General features: G+C 55.1%; 10 protein-coding genes, 1 tRNA gene and 1 pseudogene. 7 read left to right on the top strand and 5 right to left on the bottom strand.

What is annotated here, in order from left to right; translation table 11 throughout:
- Positions 1–107 precede the first annotated feature (107 nt).
- The gene (locus tag ACGY09_RS09050) at positions 108–809 is read right to left on the bottom strand and encodes a hypothetical protein (protein WP_397571291.1); all 702 of its coding nucleotides are present in this window, start codon (positions 807–809) and stop codon (positions 108–110) included.
- A gap of 8 nt (positions 810–817) precedes the next feature.
- Complete coding sequence (locus ACGY09_RS09045; protein ID WP_397571290.1) at positions 818–1447, bottom strand: hypothetical protein; 630 nt, start codon at positions 1445–1447, stop codon at positions 818–820.
- 358 nt (positions 1448–1805) lie between these two features.
- Between ACGY09_RS09045 and ACGY09_RS09040 the strand changes: the two genes are divergently transcribed.
- Positions 1806–3095, top strand: coding sequence for an MFS transporter (locus ACGY09_RS09040; RefSeq protein WP_397571289.1), 1290 nt, complete (start codon positions 1806–1808; stop codon positions 3093–3095).
- Positions 3096–3418: 323 nt separating this feature from the next.
- Here ACGY09_RS09040 and ACGY09_RS09035 read toward each other — a convergent pair whose 3' ends face one another.
- Positions 3419–4858 carry a neutral/alkaline non-lysosomal ceramidase N-terminal domain-containing protein gene (locus ACGY09_RS09035; protein WP_397571288.1) on the bottom strand — a complete coding sequence of 480 codons (1440 nt, stop codon included), beginning with the start codon at positions 4856–4858 and terminating at the stop codon, positions 3419–3421.
- 286 nt (positions 4859–5144) lie between these two features.
- Positions 5145–5978, bottom strand: coding sequence for a DUF1559 domain-containing protein (locus ACGY09_RS09030; protein ID WP_397571287.1), 834 nt, complete (start codon positions 5976–5978; stop codon positions 5145–5147).
- Between the two features lie 446 nt (positions 5979–6424).
- On the opposite strand from ACGY09_RS09030, the gene ACGY09_RS09025 reads away from it, so the two are divergent.
- The 5 genes and pseudogenes from ACGY09_RS09025 (at position 6425) to ACGY09_RS09005 (ending at position 10977) form a co-directional block, all read left to right on the top strand.
- Positions 6425–6805, top strand: a complete 381-nt coding sequence (locus ACGY09_RS09025) for a YciI family protein (protein WP_397571286.1) — start codon at positions 6425–6427, stop codon at positions 6803–6805.
- A 566-nt stretch (positions 6806–7371) separates the two neighbouring features.
- Positions 7372–7632 (top strand): annotated as a pseudogene (locus tag ACGY09_RS09020) (AAA family ATPase); the annotation flags it as partial.
- 130 nt (positions 7633–7762) lie between these two features.
- Entirely contained in the window at positions 7763–9274 is a 1512-nt protein-coding gene (gene istA, locus ACGY09_RS09015) for an IS21 family transposase (RefSeq protein WP_397571285.1), read from the top strand.
- A 1-nt stretch (position 9275) separates the two neighbouring features.
- Positions 9276–10055 (top strand): IS21-like element helper ATPase IstB, encoded by a 780-nt coding sequence (istB, locus tag ACGY09_RS09010; protein ID WP_397568067.1) that lies wholly within the window; start codon positions 9276–9278, stop codon positions 10053–10055.
- A gap of 193 nt (positions 10056–10248) precedes the next feature.
- Positions 10249–10977: a hypothetical protein gene (locus ACGY09_RS09005; RefSeq protein WP_397571284.1), complete on the top strand. Its 729-nt coding sequence runs from the start codon at positions 10249–10251 to the stop codon at positions 10975–10977.
- A gap of 1297 nt (positions 10978–12274) precedes the next feature.
- Here ACGY09_RS09005 and ACGY09_RS09000 read toward each other — a convergent pair.
- A tRNA-Phe gene (locus tag ACGY09_RS09000) sits at positions 12275–12347 on the bottom strand.
- 293 nt (positions 12348–12640) lie between these two features.
- Between ACGY09_RS09000 and ACGY09_RS08995 the strand changes: the two genes are divergently transcribed.
- A complete protein-coding gene (locus ACGY09_RS08995; RefSeq protein ID WP_373650619.1) occupies positions 12641–13567 on the top strand; it encodes a M48 family metallopeptidase in 927 nt (308 codons plus the stop codon).
- The last annotated feature ends 141 nt before the right edge of the window (positions 13568–13708 follow it).

Below are 13708 nucleotides of genomic sequence, written 5' to 3'. Positions count from 1 at the left end.
GGTGGACGTGCTGAGTTTGGAATTTCGGCCCGTTTCGATGGCGACCTAGCCCAATTGCACGCGGGGATACTCTGCTCAAATCACGCGAGTACGAAAAGGGGTAAACATCAATAGGCTTTCGGTGGTGCATACGGCTGGTACGCCATGACCTCTTGTGCCTGCTCGGGGCGATAGTAGTTATTCATCTGCATCCACAGGTTCTCGTCGACGGACTCTGGTTCTTCCGGACGGCGTACTGCTCGCAGCATCAAGCGCCAACCTTCAGCATGTGCGGGCGCGTCCCGATGAAACGAGCCGAATCCCATTTTGACGAGTTCGCCCGGCCGCAATTGGCTGCGAACAATCTCACCCTCCGCGATCATTCGTTCGATTGCCAGATTATAGAGGACTTGCTGCGGATGGCCTGTCGGATAGTCGGGCAGGTCGACCCGGCCCGTCACGTATTCCGTCAGTGAGACATCGCCAAAGACGCAAATGATCGTTTCCAGTTTGCGAACACGTTGATCGCAATTCTGATAATCGGGGCCACTCCCATCGGGACGACCGGGAACCATATCGGAATGCCAGCCTAGCAATTGATGCAGGGGGTACCAGCCTTTGCGAAGCCAGGCGAGCTTGGATCGAATCGTCAAATGCGGATCGTCGCGCCACGATTGGGGCAACAGTTCGACGAAAGATTTCGTCGCAGGGCCGCCGAGCCGCAACGCGGTTTCACGAGAGGCCTGATAAAGATTGCGTTCTTCAGCGATGATTTGCTGTGGCACCTCCGGAGCCAACGCAATGGTTTCAAATCGAGACTGAAAAATCATAGCACCTCTCACAAGTTCGTCGCGTTGCGGATGCCATTGACAAGGGGACGATTATCGCCACGCGTGGCGCGGATCCAGAAATGAAAACCGCTCGTCTTTGCCACGGCGTGCCGATGAAATGAACCCCAGCGGTAGCGGTACATCGTGTTGGCCGGGACCTGATGGATTGTCAGCCGCTGATCACCGATCGCTGCTTCAAGTCGCGTATGCCGAAGTCGGATCTCATCCATTCCCAGCGGTCCACTGTCGCATTCTGCCGCTGCAACAGCTCCCTCCAGAAACTCAATGTGAGTTTTACCGAAGCAGCATGCAATATGCTCTGCATTGCGATTAAGGTTCGACTCTCCTGGTACGCCATCCGTTCTTCCAGGAAACGGTTCATGGCACCAGAGCATCTGCCCCTGTCGAAATCCGGAGGGGAGCCAGACGAGCGTCGAATCGATGACGAGGTGCCCGGCTTTCCACTCGTCGGGGAGCGAATCAAGAAACGCTCTTGCCACTTGGCCTGATGTCTTCCGGGCGAACTGAAGACCAGCAGCAAAGAGTGGTGTCTCACCGTGCAGGTCGCCACCCGCACACTGGAAATCCTTCATGCGAACGACCACCTCGTTCTTGCGTTGCCCATCGACAGTAGCCATTCGTCAACTTCCTCGCGCTCTCTCAACGCTTGCATCGTGTGCCTGGTTCTGTTTCCGCCCGCACAGGGGTGATCATTTGCTGCTCGAAGTGATTCGAGGGGAGCGCAAGCGGTCCCGGTAAGGATCGGTCTCCATCGGGCCGGTGAAGCCAGTTCGTTTCGAATTCTACCACTCCTCTCGGTATCATTCGACGATCTGCCATTCGATGATAACCGTCGCTTCTCGCAGGACCACGATTTGAGTAAGCCATCTCTGAGAATGAGGGCCAATTCAGTGACACCCGGCATGACGCCTGACTTGCTTGCCCCGACTACAACCATTCGTCTCCCAAGTTCCGTCCGCCTGGAAGCGTGCAACTGTGTTTTCTTCCGATCGCCCGTCCGTGATGCTGTTTCGTTTTTCTCTGTACGGATTCCTCAAAAACCAGACCTATTTTGAGCCGTTCCTCATTCTGTTCTTTCTGGAACAGGAGCTGAACTTTTTCGAGATCGGAGTCGCGATGGGGGTGGGAGCGGCTGTCTCCAACCTGCTTGAGATTCCCACGGGGGCGGCTGCTGATTTGTACGGTCGCCGCCGCTGCATGGTTGCCTCGTTTGTGATCTACATCCTGTCGTTCCTGATTCTGGCGACAGGCACAGCCTATTGGCAGCTTCTGGTTGGAGTGGCCTTGGTGGGAAGCGCCGACGCTTTTCGGGGTGGCATCCATAAGGCGATGATTCTCGATTGGCTACGTGCACAAGGGCGTGAGAATGAGCGTACCAGGATCTACGGGTATACGCGCTCCTGGTCGAAGATGGGGTCTGCGGTGTCGGTGCTGATCGGGGCCGCACTCGTTTTTATGACGTCCAACTATCGCCTGATTATCGGTTTTGCGATCATCCCGTATGTCTTGAACCTCATCAATCTGGCGACCTACCCGGCATATCTTGACGCGGTGCCCAGGCAAAAACTCTCTCTGACGGCAGTGCTACGGCATATGTATCAGGTGTCCCGCGAATCCCTGAACCATCCGATGTTGCGCCGACTGACTTGGGAAACGATCGGGTTTCAGGGAGTCTACGAAGCGGTGAAGGACTACCTGCAACCGGTGCTGAAAGTGGCTGCCCTGTCCTCGCCATTGTTTCTGGATCTTGGCGACAAGCAACGGTCCGCGCTGCTGGTCGGTCTGGTTTATTTTGTACTGCATCTGCTGGCGAGCGCCTCTTCCCGACACGCACATACCCTTTCCCAATGGTGTGGAAGTGACGAACGTGCCTCATATCGCGTCTGGCAAATCGTCGCGCGGGGTTACGTCGCCCTCTTGCCGGCGCTCTATTTCAAGGCCTCTTCAATCGTGATCCCAATTTTCATTCTGCTCGCCTGCGCACAAAATGTGTGGCGTCCGATCCTGATCAGTCGCTTTGACGCTCATTCCGATCCAAGTGTCGGTGCGACGCTTCTGTCGATTGAATCGCAGGCCGCTTCGCTGGCGACTCTGATTCTGGCGCCTCTGCTCGGGTATGTCATCGACTTGGCAACCTCGTTAGAGGGGGGCACGACTGAACGTAGCTTCTGGCCAATTGCAATCGTTGGAGCTGTCCCCGCCATTCTCTTTTCGATCGACAGGAAGACGCGCCCTCCTTCCACTTCACACGCGGGTGAAGAGTGACCCGAGTGTGAAGTGGAACTTCAGCCTTCCCACATCCTCTGCTGTTCAGGCGGATTCAAAAATGTCGGAAGTTGGGAGAATGAATCTGCCGCAGTAGCCCTGAACCTGCATGTAAAGGATTGATCAGAGTGCTGCAAGGGTGGCCATTGTGGCGGACCCGGTCGAAGTGAGAGAAATGACTCTGCCACTGATCAGCTTTCGGGTCGAACAAACTGGTACCGGGTGTCTAAACCCTGGCAATACATCTCGCGGACGTCCCCTCCGAGAGATGTCTGACTTCGAGTTTGCGGTCGTTCAGTCCCGGAAGGAATCTCGGAGAGTGGTCATTTCTTCAGGGAGTTGACGACTTTCTTCAGGCCGGCAAAGACACGTTCTTCGACATCTTCGGCCCAGCGATCGGTCGGAAGTCCATACACCATCATCGAGCTTTGACCTTCGTAGCCCCCTTCCAGCAGGACCCGGCGTGAAGGGATGTATGCCATGACATCATTGGAGTAGGCCGTGACCCACGTCTGCTCACCAAACTCGGCTTTAATCCGCAGCGAGTAATCCACCACCACCTCGCCCCCCAGAGTCACCCAAAGTTGATCGTCGCCGAGTTTCCATGCCTGGACGGGATAGGGATACTCCGTAAGTTGAATGGTGCCGGACTGCAGTCCCTTGAGGACGCGAGCGGCCCAGCGCTGGGTATAGCTGACCGGTTCGGCTGCCATCTTCTCGAGGCGGTCGATTGCCGGGAGAGCATTCATCGCCAGGGGGACCATCGCATGCTGAGTTGCCAGCGACGACTTGATCGGTTCAAGGGAATTTTTCAGGACGGCGTCCACCGCGTTTGCGAGTCGGTTTCCGTATTCCTGACACAATTCAACAGTGCGGCGCGGAAGTGGGTTTTGATCTGCTCCGCAACCCATCGTGAACAGGGCGGTCACTCCAGGGTGTTTTTCTTCGAGTGCGTACTGAGCGAAACCGGCGTAGTCACCGCACCATTGCTGGAATGCGAGCGTCGTGTTGTGGCAGGCATAAATGAAGACCACCGCTTTGAGCGATCCATCCGGTCGTTTGACGGCGAGCACCGGGACCGTATGGTCCACCGGGCCGAGCAGCAGGTTTTGTTCTCGCAGCGAGGGAACGTCGGGTTCGCGGTTGGTGCGACGATTCACGCCAAAGTCGGCCGAACCGACTCCGCGCGACAAGGTCGCGGGTTCCAGATCGGCAATCGCTTTGCCAATGGTGGAAACGATCTCGGTGACCAGCCAGTCGGAGTACTCATTGATATCCGCCATCTGCTGATCGCTAACCGGATAAATATCCAGTAACGCCCCTTTCAGCACCGGGCCACAATGCGTGTGCGAGGCGTTCAGCATGAATTGCGACTGGTCAAGTCCATACTGTGTCTTCAGCAGTTTACTGACTTCGTCGTAGATCGACTGAGGAATGCCGAGCGTATCGCTCGAAAGCACAATCCCCCGGTGGCCCTGAGCATCTTCCACGGCCAGGACCCGGATGTAGAGGTCGTGAAGTTTTCCTTCGGCGGGGGCGGTCCGCCCGCCATACCCGGCCATCCACAGTGGCTTGGAAGGGGTGATGACCGCTTTGGCGGTACCGGCCTTCCAGTTGTATTCGGAGGCCTGAAGAGGCAAGGCCATCAGGGCCACCCCCAGAACCAGCATGCGAATCGAACCTGCGATCATGGACATCAGCGGTGCTTTCGTTAGAGAAACCTGGTCGAAGTCGAGCCCCTTGAAGTTCTTCTTTGTATGCACTCGACAACATCTGGTTCAACGATACATCAATGTTTTTTCATGAATTGAAGCGCATTTGAGTCCGTGGGGGTTACAGCATCTTGTGTTGCGCAAGTCAGTGATCGATCCGCCGATGACGCAGAGCGACGCAGATTCCAAGGGCAAGAAAAACCTCTGCGAAAATCAGCACAATCTGCGGATCAATGGTTCCTGGTGACGCTGTTGCAGAGTGGAACCGGCATCCTGCCGGTTTCAGGATTTTCTGACCCCGCTTTCAATCGTGATGTGTCAGCCGCCATCAGTTTGCTTAACGATGCTGCCCGTGTTTTGCTATTCCGTTCTTATCCGTTCTGACGACGGTCAAATTCCCGTGATGAGAGGACCAGCTGAAGAAGAGAGCGTCGTCCGGGCATGGAAACGCAGATGGGCGTTGAATTTTCAGCCTGTTCTCGTGGAATCCAGCCAAATCCTTTCCCCTGATAACGTTCAGGACGTCGACTGAAACCTCATTCGAGACAAACTCAACATGCCCATCGACAAACAGGAACTGGCAACCATCCTGTGACGAGCGACCATAAGTCGCCGGCTTCGCATTGATGGTTTCGAGTTCACGCCAGTTGTAGGGGCATCCCCATGGAATAAAGTCCCCGCCGATTTCGCCGACGAGGAAAGTCTTGTCAGCTTGAGCGATGTCTCGAAACTTCACCGAACTGCTGCTTGCCATCAGGTGAGCGTTCGCAGAGTAATGTGCGACTGGGAACTCCCAATAGCGACGCACCGTTGGTTCACTGGGATTCTCAAAGTCCGGATTTGCATTCAGAAACATGCCTGCGTTTTCCGGTGAGTCCCACGGCTCTTTGTCATCGACGTAAATGTAGAACGGCGAGGCGCTAAGATACGGCAGAATGAACGTCATCCAACCGTGATACGCAACTCCTTCCTGATTGAATATTCCTCCCGTCGGCAATCCCCCAAATGCGTCTGAATAGTTGTACAGAGCCAAGCCAAACTGTTTCAGTTTGTTCTTCGATTGCATTCTCCGTGCCTGTTCACGCATTGTGACAATCATTGGCAATGAAACACTGGCGATTAAACCGAACATCAGTACAACAACAGCAATTGAGATTCTCTTTTGCCACATTTCGTTCTCCTCAATGCAGAACCGGCATCCTGCCGGTTTCAGGATTTTCAGACCTCTTCGCTGCAGGCGGGCACCGAAAAGGCACAACCAAAAAGCGGCGGGCCGCCGCGTCTCGTTTTGGACATCCATGCGAACGGTCGAACCGGAATCTTCGTGTGGCGTCTGGCGAAACGGAGCCGCGCACAGGCGGTAAGTCGCAGAGGAAGGTCAAAGTGGCGGAAGGCGTTGAAGTGGCCTTTCCTCCCCAGCTCTCTGCGACTGTGGGTACGTCGAATCCTTCGGCCCAACAGCTTTTGACACCTGCCCCGCTTTCTGTTCGTCTGAAATTTTCATTCGTTTTGTCGATCTTCCGACGGTTCATTCGACCATGGTGTGAGGAGATCGGCACGGTGACGTTCGGCCGATTACGACCTTGAGTGTAAACGGGTGTCGCAGGGGAATGCATCATGCGCGTCATGGTATTGGGGAAGGCGAGCAAAGATACCGAAGCGGGGGCGATGCCCTCTCCGCAGGCGTGGGAAGCAATGGAAAAATTTAACGAGGAACTGCTTAAGGCGGGGATTGTGCTGGCGGGCGAAGGGCTGATGCCGAGTTCAAAGGGGGTGCGAATTCGCTATTCCGGCAAGGATCGGCACGTAATGCAGGGGCCGTTCGCGGAAACAAAGGAAATCGTCGCGGGATACTCGATCTGGGAAGTACAATCGATCGACGAGGCCATCGACTGGGCGAAACGCTGTCCCCTCGAGGACGGCGCCGAGGTCGAAATACGCCCGATTTTTTCGTATTCGGAAGAGGATGTCAGCGAGATTTTGACTTCGCCTCAGTGACCCCCTGTAAAACCGACATCCTGCCGGTTTCAGGATTTTCTGACCTCTCGCTGCAGGGTGGCCACGAAAAGGCACCACCGAAAAGCGGCGGGGCGCCGCGCCTACTTTTGAACATCCCTACCTACGGCCAGACTGGAATCTTCGTGTGGCGTCCGGCGAAAAAGGATGTTCACGCAGGCGTGAGTACAACGAGGAAGAAAAAAGTGACGGAAAGCGTTGAAATCGATCGGCAGATGACGCAGAGCGACGCAGATTTCAAGGGCAAGAATCACCTCTGCGAAAATCAGCGCAAGCTGCGGATTAATGGTGCCTGGGAAGGCCGTTGCAAAGTGAAACCGGCATCCTGCCGGTTTCAGCTCTTCTCCACTGACACCAGAGCGGTCGCGGAACCAACCAGGAACGCGTAATTCGTGATCTGCCTGTCCTGTTCTTTTCCTCGTCCCATAACGTGGTTAATGTGCGACAAAAATAGATGTGGACAAAATGTCGCAACGGATGTAATCTCTGAAGCCATCGTGAGCGATTCACAAGGGAATCCGCGTTGAGCAGGGTGGGGGGCTGGGACGATGCTGCTGGAAGTGATGAGTGGGGTTGAGTCTAGACCGCTGGAGTGGGTTTGGGAGGGAGTGGTCCCGCTCGGGAAACTGACGCTGCTGATTGGCGAGCCGGGAATCGGGAAAAGCCTGGTCGCCATGGATACCATTGCGCGAGCGACACAAGGGCGACAAGGACTGGCCGAAGATGCTCGCGGGCTGCCGGGTGATGTGATCCTGTTTGCGGGTGAGGATGATCTTTGCAGCACGATTCGTCCACGACTCGATGCCGCGGGAGCTGTTGTCAGTGGGCGCCCAAACAATACCAGTGAAGGGCGCTTCAAAAGGTACCAGTTGAAGACAAAGGGGCTTTTGTTGTCTCGTGACTCATTTTCTTCACAGAAAACGAGTGCATGGGGACGCAATGGCTTATCAACTGGGCATGGACAAGATCTTATCTATTCAGCAGTTACACGCGAGCGGGATGTCGGAGCGTGGAATCGCATTGGCTCTGGAAGTTTCTCGAAACGCTGTTCGGCGTCATTTGTCGGAAATCGGGGCAAACGATACCACGGCGCCCACCGGGTCGGACGAGCCGGCCAATCACGTTGCAGAGGGCGTTTCCCGGAGCCGTTGCGAGCCCTTTCGTGATGTCGTTTTGTCGAAGCTGGAGCAGGGTCTGGACGCTCAGCGGATCTATCAGGATTTGGTGGAAGAAAACGGCTTTGAAGGAAAATACTGGTCGGTCCGTCGCTTTGTGAAGCGTCTGGGAACGTCACGGGAATTGCCGTTTCGGCGAATCGAAGTCGATCCGGGCTGGGAGCTTCAGGTCGACTTTGGAGCGGGTCGCCCGTGCCCTGATCACACAGGAACGTTACGCAAGACCCATGTCTTTCGGGCGGTCCTCAGCTATTCGCGAAAGGGCTATACAGAAGCGGTGACGCGTTTGACCACCGAGAGCTTCATACGCAGTTTGGAGAATGCGTTTTGGAGACTGGGAGGTGTTCCGAAAACCGTCGTCTTCGATAACGCCAAATGTGTCGTGCTGAAGGCCGACTGGTACGATCCGGAACTGCATCCCAAGATCAACGAGTTCTGCAAACACTACGGCTTCGTGCTACTGCCCACCCGACCAGCGACACCTCGGCATAAGGGGAAGGTCGAACGCGGCGTGGACTATGTGCAAGAGAATGCCTTGAAGGGAAGAACCTTTGAAAGCCTGGCACAGCAGAATAGCCACTTGGATCATTGGGAGAAGACGGTCGCCGATACGCGGATTCATGGAACGACGAAGAAACACGTCGGAGTGGCCTTCGAGAGTACCGAGAAGCCTTGTTTAAAACCGCTTCCGAAAGATCGATTCCCGTTTTATCACGAGGAACAGCGCAAAGTTTCTCGCGACGGTCACATTGCGATTGAACGGGCCTATTACTCGGTTCCACCGGAGTACCTGGGTCACGATGTCTGGGTCCGCTGGAATAGTCAGACGGTTCGGATCCTGAATCAACGCATGGAAAGCATCACGGTCCACTGCACGAAACCAGCTGGCCGATTCAGCACATTGAACGAACACATCCATCCTTCGAAGACTCACATGATCGAGCGCGGGCTCGAATATACGCTACGAAAAGTGCGATTTTTAGGGCCTCACGCAGCGCGTTGGGCGGAAGCCACGATTGAGGCTCGCGGTATTCCCGCAGCTCGAGTCCTTCAGGGATTGTTGAGTCTCACGAAGAAATATCAGACGGAACAAATCGATCGAGCGTGCGACACGGCCTGGCGCAGCCAGGCGTTCAACTATCGCGTGATCAAGCGGCTGCTGGAGAACCAAACAGCCGCCCAACAGCAGACCATGGAGTTCGTGGGCGACCATCCGATCATCCGATCGGTGTCGGAGTACAGCGATTTTATTCAACGTTCCCTTCACGGAGACTAAGATGATGTCTGATGGTTTAACAAACATGCTCAAGAAGCTTCGACTATCGGGATTGGGCGATTCCCTGGAAATTCGATTGCATGAGGCCTCGAGTCGTGGCCTCACGCACCGCGAGTTCTTAGAGTTGATCCTTCAAGATGAATTACTCGTGCGGGATGGCCGACAGATCTCACGCCGAATCACGTCAGCCTGTTTTCGTGATGTGAAGCGGTTGGAAGATTTTGATTTTGGTTTCAATTCCTCGATCAAAAAGAACCGAATCTTCGATCTGGCGACCTGCCACTTCATTCGAGACAAACGTGATGTACTCTGGCTCGGACCTCCTGGGACAGGGAAGAGCCATCTCTGCCAATCGATTGGTGTCGCTGCGATCCGATCCGGCTTTACAGTGTACTACCGCTCGATCTTTGACACGGTCCGCGACTTCCTTCACGACGAGGCGATGGAGGGCCACGAACGGATCCTGCAGCGATACCTCAAGCCCGATCTGTTGATCGTTGATGACATGGGAATGAAGCAGTTGCCGAAGCGATCCGGCGAGTACCTCTTCGAGATCATCATGCGCCGCCACGAACTTCGTTCGACCATGATGACGAGCAATCGCCCCTTGGATGATTGGGGCAAGTTGATCGGTGATGTCCCCAGCGCCACGGCCATTCTTGACCGCTTCCTTCATCGCGCGGAGATCGTGCAAATCACCGGCAAAAGTTATCGATTAGAGAATTCTGAAAAAGGTTCAAAAAGTACCAAAGCGCCCACCGGGTCCAAGACCGAAGAATAAGAGGGCAAACGGAACCATTTCAGACAGAACCACTCAAAATGGTATCGTTTGAGGCGCCCACGACTGGTATCGTTTCAAGCGCCCATCGACAGCTGTCAACGAACGGGTCAGTGTCGCCCAGAATTTTGATGTCGACCCACTCGCACCTGCGTCTTACGAGCGACCGAGGCTGGATGAAGATCTCTCGATCGAGATGCTCGAGTGCTGTCTGCGAGGGAACCGGGACGCGAACCAGCCTGTCCAACTGATCGTCATCGATCCGATCAATTGCTACCTGGATCACATCGACAGCCAGCAGGAAGACCGGGTCCGGGTGATGGCGTCCAAGCTGGCGGACCTGGCACAGCGGTGCAATGTTGCCATTCTGCTGATCGCTCAACCTGCTCGAGTCGGGATTGGCAAGCGAGGGGCCTGGATGCCGACAACTCGTGTGTTTGCGAAAGCGGCTCGCTCGGTCTGGCTCGTCACACAGGACCCCGACGACGGACAACGACGATTGCTGCTCCCCATCAAAACGAACCTTTGCGCGTTGCCCGCTGGGTTTGGGTTTCAAATTCAGAATCAGGCAATCGTGTGGGAGACCGACCTCGTGCCGCTGACCGCAGAGCAGTACCTTGAGGAGTCTCAAGAGCAGCAGCGACTTCAGGTCCGGCAGAAGTCGAGCGAACTGACGCGCGTGACCGACTGGCTGCGGGACCGGCTCAGTCAAGGAGAGGTCCCTGCATCGCTGCTCCGGGAGGAAGCAGCGGCGATTCAGGTGACCGAGGCGACGTTGCGGCGTGCATTGCGGTTGTTGAATTGCCAGAAGTCCAAAGAAAAATGTGCCACAGGTCGCTGGTTCTGGCGACTCCCGGAGCCGTGGGACGAGGCAGCAGTGCCGAATATCGAAGTTGCTCAACCTGCTCAAATTGAGCAACTTTAAAACCGCAGAATCGCCCTGAAAACAGGGAAGTTGCTCAACTCGTTCAACTTGCTCAACACATTTTTTTCCGTAGAACGCATTGGTTTTCAATCGGAGGGACGAACTTCTGCGAAATATGTAAGAGGCCGTTGGTAGATGTGGCTGGCAAAGATTCCTCAGGACATTGGTATTCCACTGGAAGAGACGAACCTCTGAAGTTCGTGCACTGTGCGCCACCAGGTTCTCCCTTGCAGCAGCTTTTCTTCGTGTTTCCGTTTCAGTGCCGCGTAAACGGGGACTTCCGCAAGCGTCCATGACCTTTGTTCGAAATAGCCCGCGAATCCGACTTCTAATTGCTCGAATGGCTTCCATGGAATTAGGCCGTAATCAGCTATTGTTTCCCGATGTCGACGTGCGGGGTACATCGGCCATAACTGAAGAAAGTCGTCTCGAATTTTCATGGAGACGGCAGTAACACGCATTAAAGTGTAACCCCGTGAAGAATGCTTGTATTGCTCAGTGCAGAACCGATCCCAGATGGGACAGCGTTCCTGAGACCACAAATCGCCACCCACCGCCGTCATCCGAAAACAGACATTTGCCTGCGGAACAGTCGTTCTGAGCACGCCATGGTCGCAAAGTTTCAGTAAACGCGACACGAGCTCTTTGTCATTGAGTGTATGCGTATATCCCAGATGCCACTGCTGGTGAAAAATGCTTTTTCGCAAGAGTCGGACCGATGTAGCGCTACAGTCGAAGATTGCATCGAGCAAGATTAGGTCATCGTCGTCAAGCCAGGTAGCGTGCGTACGGAATGGCAGGTTTTGCATTTTTTGGTGCAGCGAGGGTTCGCTGCAGGCGGTACGGTTGCGGTTAGGGGCAAAAATTGTTTGCCAACCGCTATCCTGGTCGAATTGAGAAGTTGATCGTTGTGGGCGTGTTAGATTCTGTACCAGTTCGAAAGTCTCACGCCTCGCCGCCTTTTTCCCTTCAGGTGAGCATGCGGCTATCGGGTGGAAAGCCGGCCCGAACGTTCTCCAAATGCCCATTGTCAGGTTGGTCGCGTCGGCCTGTGAGGGAGGTTGAACAGAAGGGCTAAGGAGATGGGTGGTGTAATCTTTTTCAATGACGCTCTGCTGGCGATCGAGTTATTTAGCCGGATGGGCTGGGATTTTGCCTGAGGTCGCAAGAATTCCCTCGCAAAATGCTTAGCGGCGGGAAAGCTAAAAGAAAATCACCTCGCGCGATGTCCGTGTATACGGATTCGGGAGTAGCCTAAGGGGCTCGGCGCAATGGCTGGCCGTTGAAAATAAAAAAGTGGCTGGGGCCGGGATCGAACCGGCGACACCAGGATTTTCAGTCCTGTGCTCTACCAACTGAGCTACCCAGCCGACCATAGGCTCGGTGACGAGCATGTCATGGGGGACGAGGATCATACCCATTTGATTCAGTTTCGCAACTGATCCGGGACGCTCAACTTTCTGAAGTTCGTCAAAATTGGTTCCTGAGCCTGTTTCAGCGGAATAATTTGCCGGATCCGATTTTTGGTAACCCGAAATTCGCTCAAATGAGAGAACCTGCGCGGGATAGCGGACGCTGCGGCAGCAGGCTCGACTTGTCTGGATTGAAGTTCTGGCCGATACAAACGGTGCGGAATTGTCACATTTTCAGCGAGTTGTCTGGCATGAGTTTTCATCAGCGAATCATTACCCGTCGGACCATGATCGCCAGTTCTCTGGCCGTCTGGTGTTGCGGCTGTCGTCATGCACCGATCACCGGGCGTGGTCAACTGCTCGCGATCCCCGAAACGCAGGAAGTTTCCATGGGACTCTCGGCCTATGAAGAGGTCGTGAAGAAAGAGAGCCTGTCGACAAATCAGCAATACATTGACATGGTCAATCGAGTGGGACATCGGATTGCCCAGATTTCTGACCGGCCGGATTACGAATGGGAATTCAAAGTTCTCGCCACGCCCGAGCAGAATGCCTTCTGCCTGCCCGGGGGGAAGGTGGCGATTCACGAAGGAATCCTGCCGATCTGCGAGAACGAAGCCGGACTGGCGGTCGTGATGTCGCACGAGATTGGACATGCACTCGCTCGACATGGCGGCGAACGGATGACACAAAATTACGTCGTCCAGGGGGGGCAGATGCTGCTTTCCTACGCCACAAAGAATCAGGACGAAAAACGCCAGCAGATGATCCAGCAGGCCTACGGCGTCGGGACCCAATATGGCGCGGTGCTCCCCTTCAGCCGCAAGCAGGAACTGGAAGCAGACCACATCGGCGTGATGCTGATGTCGAAAGCGGGTTACGACCCCTCCGAAGCTCCTCAGTTCTGGTCCAGGTTCGCCGCCAGCCACAAAGGCCAGCAGCCATCAGAGTTTATGTCGACGCACCCGAGTGACGAACGACGTGAGCAGGCTTTGGTCAAGCTGCTTCCCGAGGCACGGGAGCTTTATGCGGGTGCTGGAGAAAAAATCGGGATCGGCGAGTCGATCTCCGTGACGCAGATGGCAGCGCATCAGGAAGATGCCGAACTGAAGTCATTACCCGTTTCCGGTGCGTCCGCATCCAAGTCGCTGACCCCTGCGAATGATGATTGGCGCTAGAAAGGGCTTCGAGGCACCTGTGAAGGGGCCGGAGCTGTTCCCTTGCGGAATCGGTAAAATCTTTGTGGATCGCCAAAACGGACGCCACGTGCGAGAATCCTTCCACGTTCACTCCCTGATATAATGGCCACGGGAGTGTCT

The organism is Schlesneria sphaerica, from assembly GCF_044336245.1.
In the GTDB taxonomy this organism is placed as follows: Bacteria; Planctomycetota; Planctomycetia; order Planctomycetales; family Planctomycetaceae; genus Schlesneria; species Schlesneria sphaerica.
This window is presented reverse-complemented; position numbering and strand designations above follow the sequence as displayed.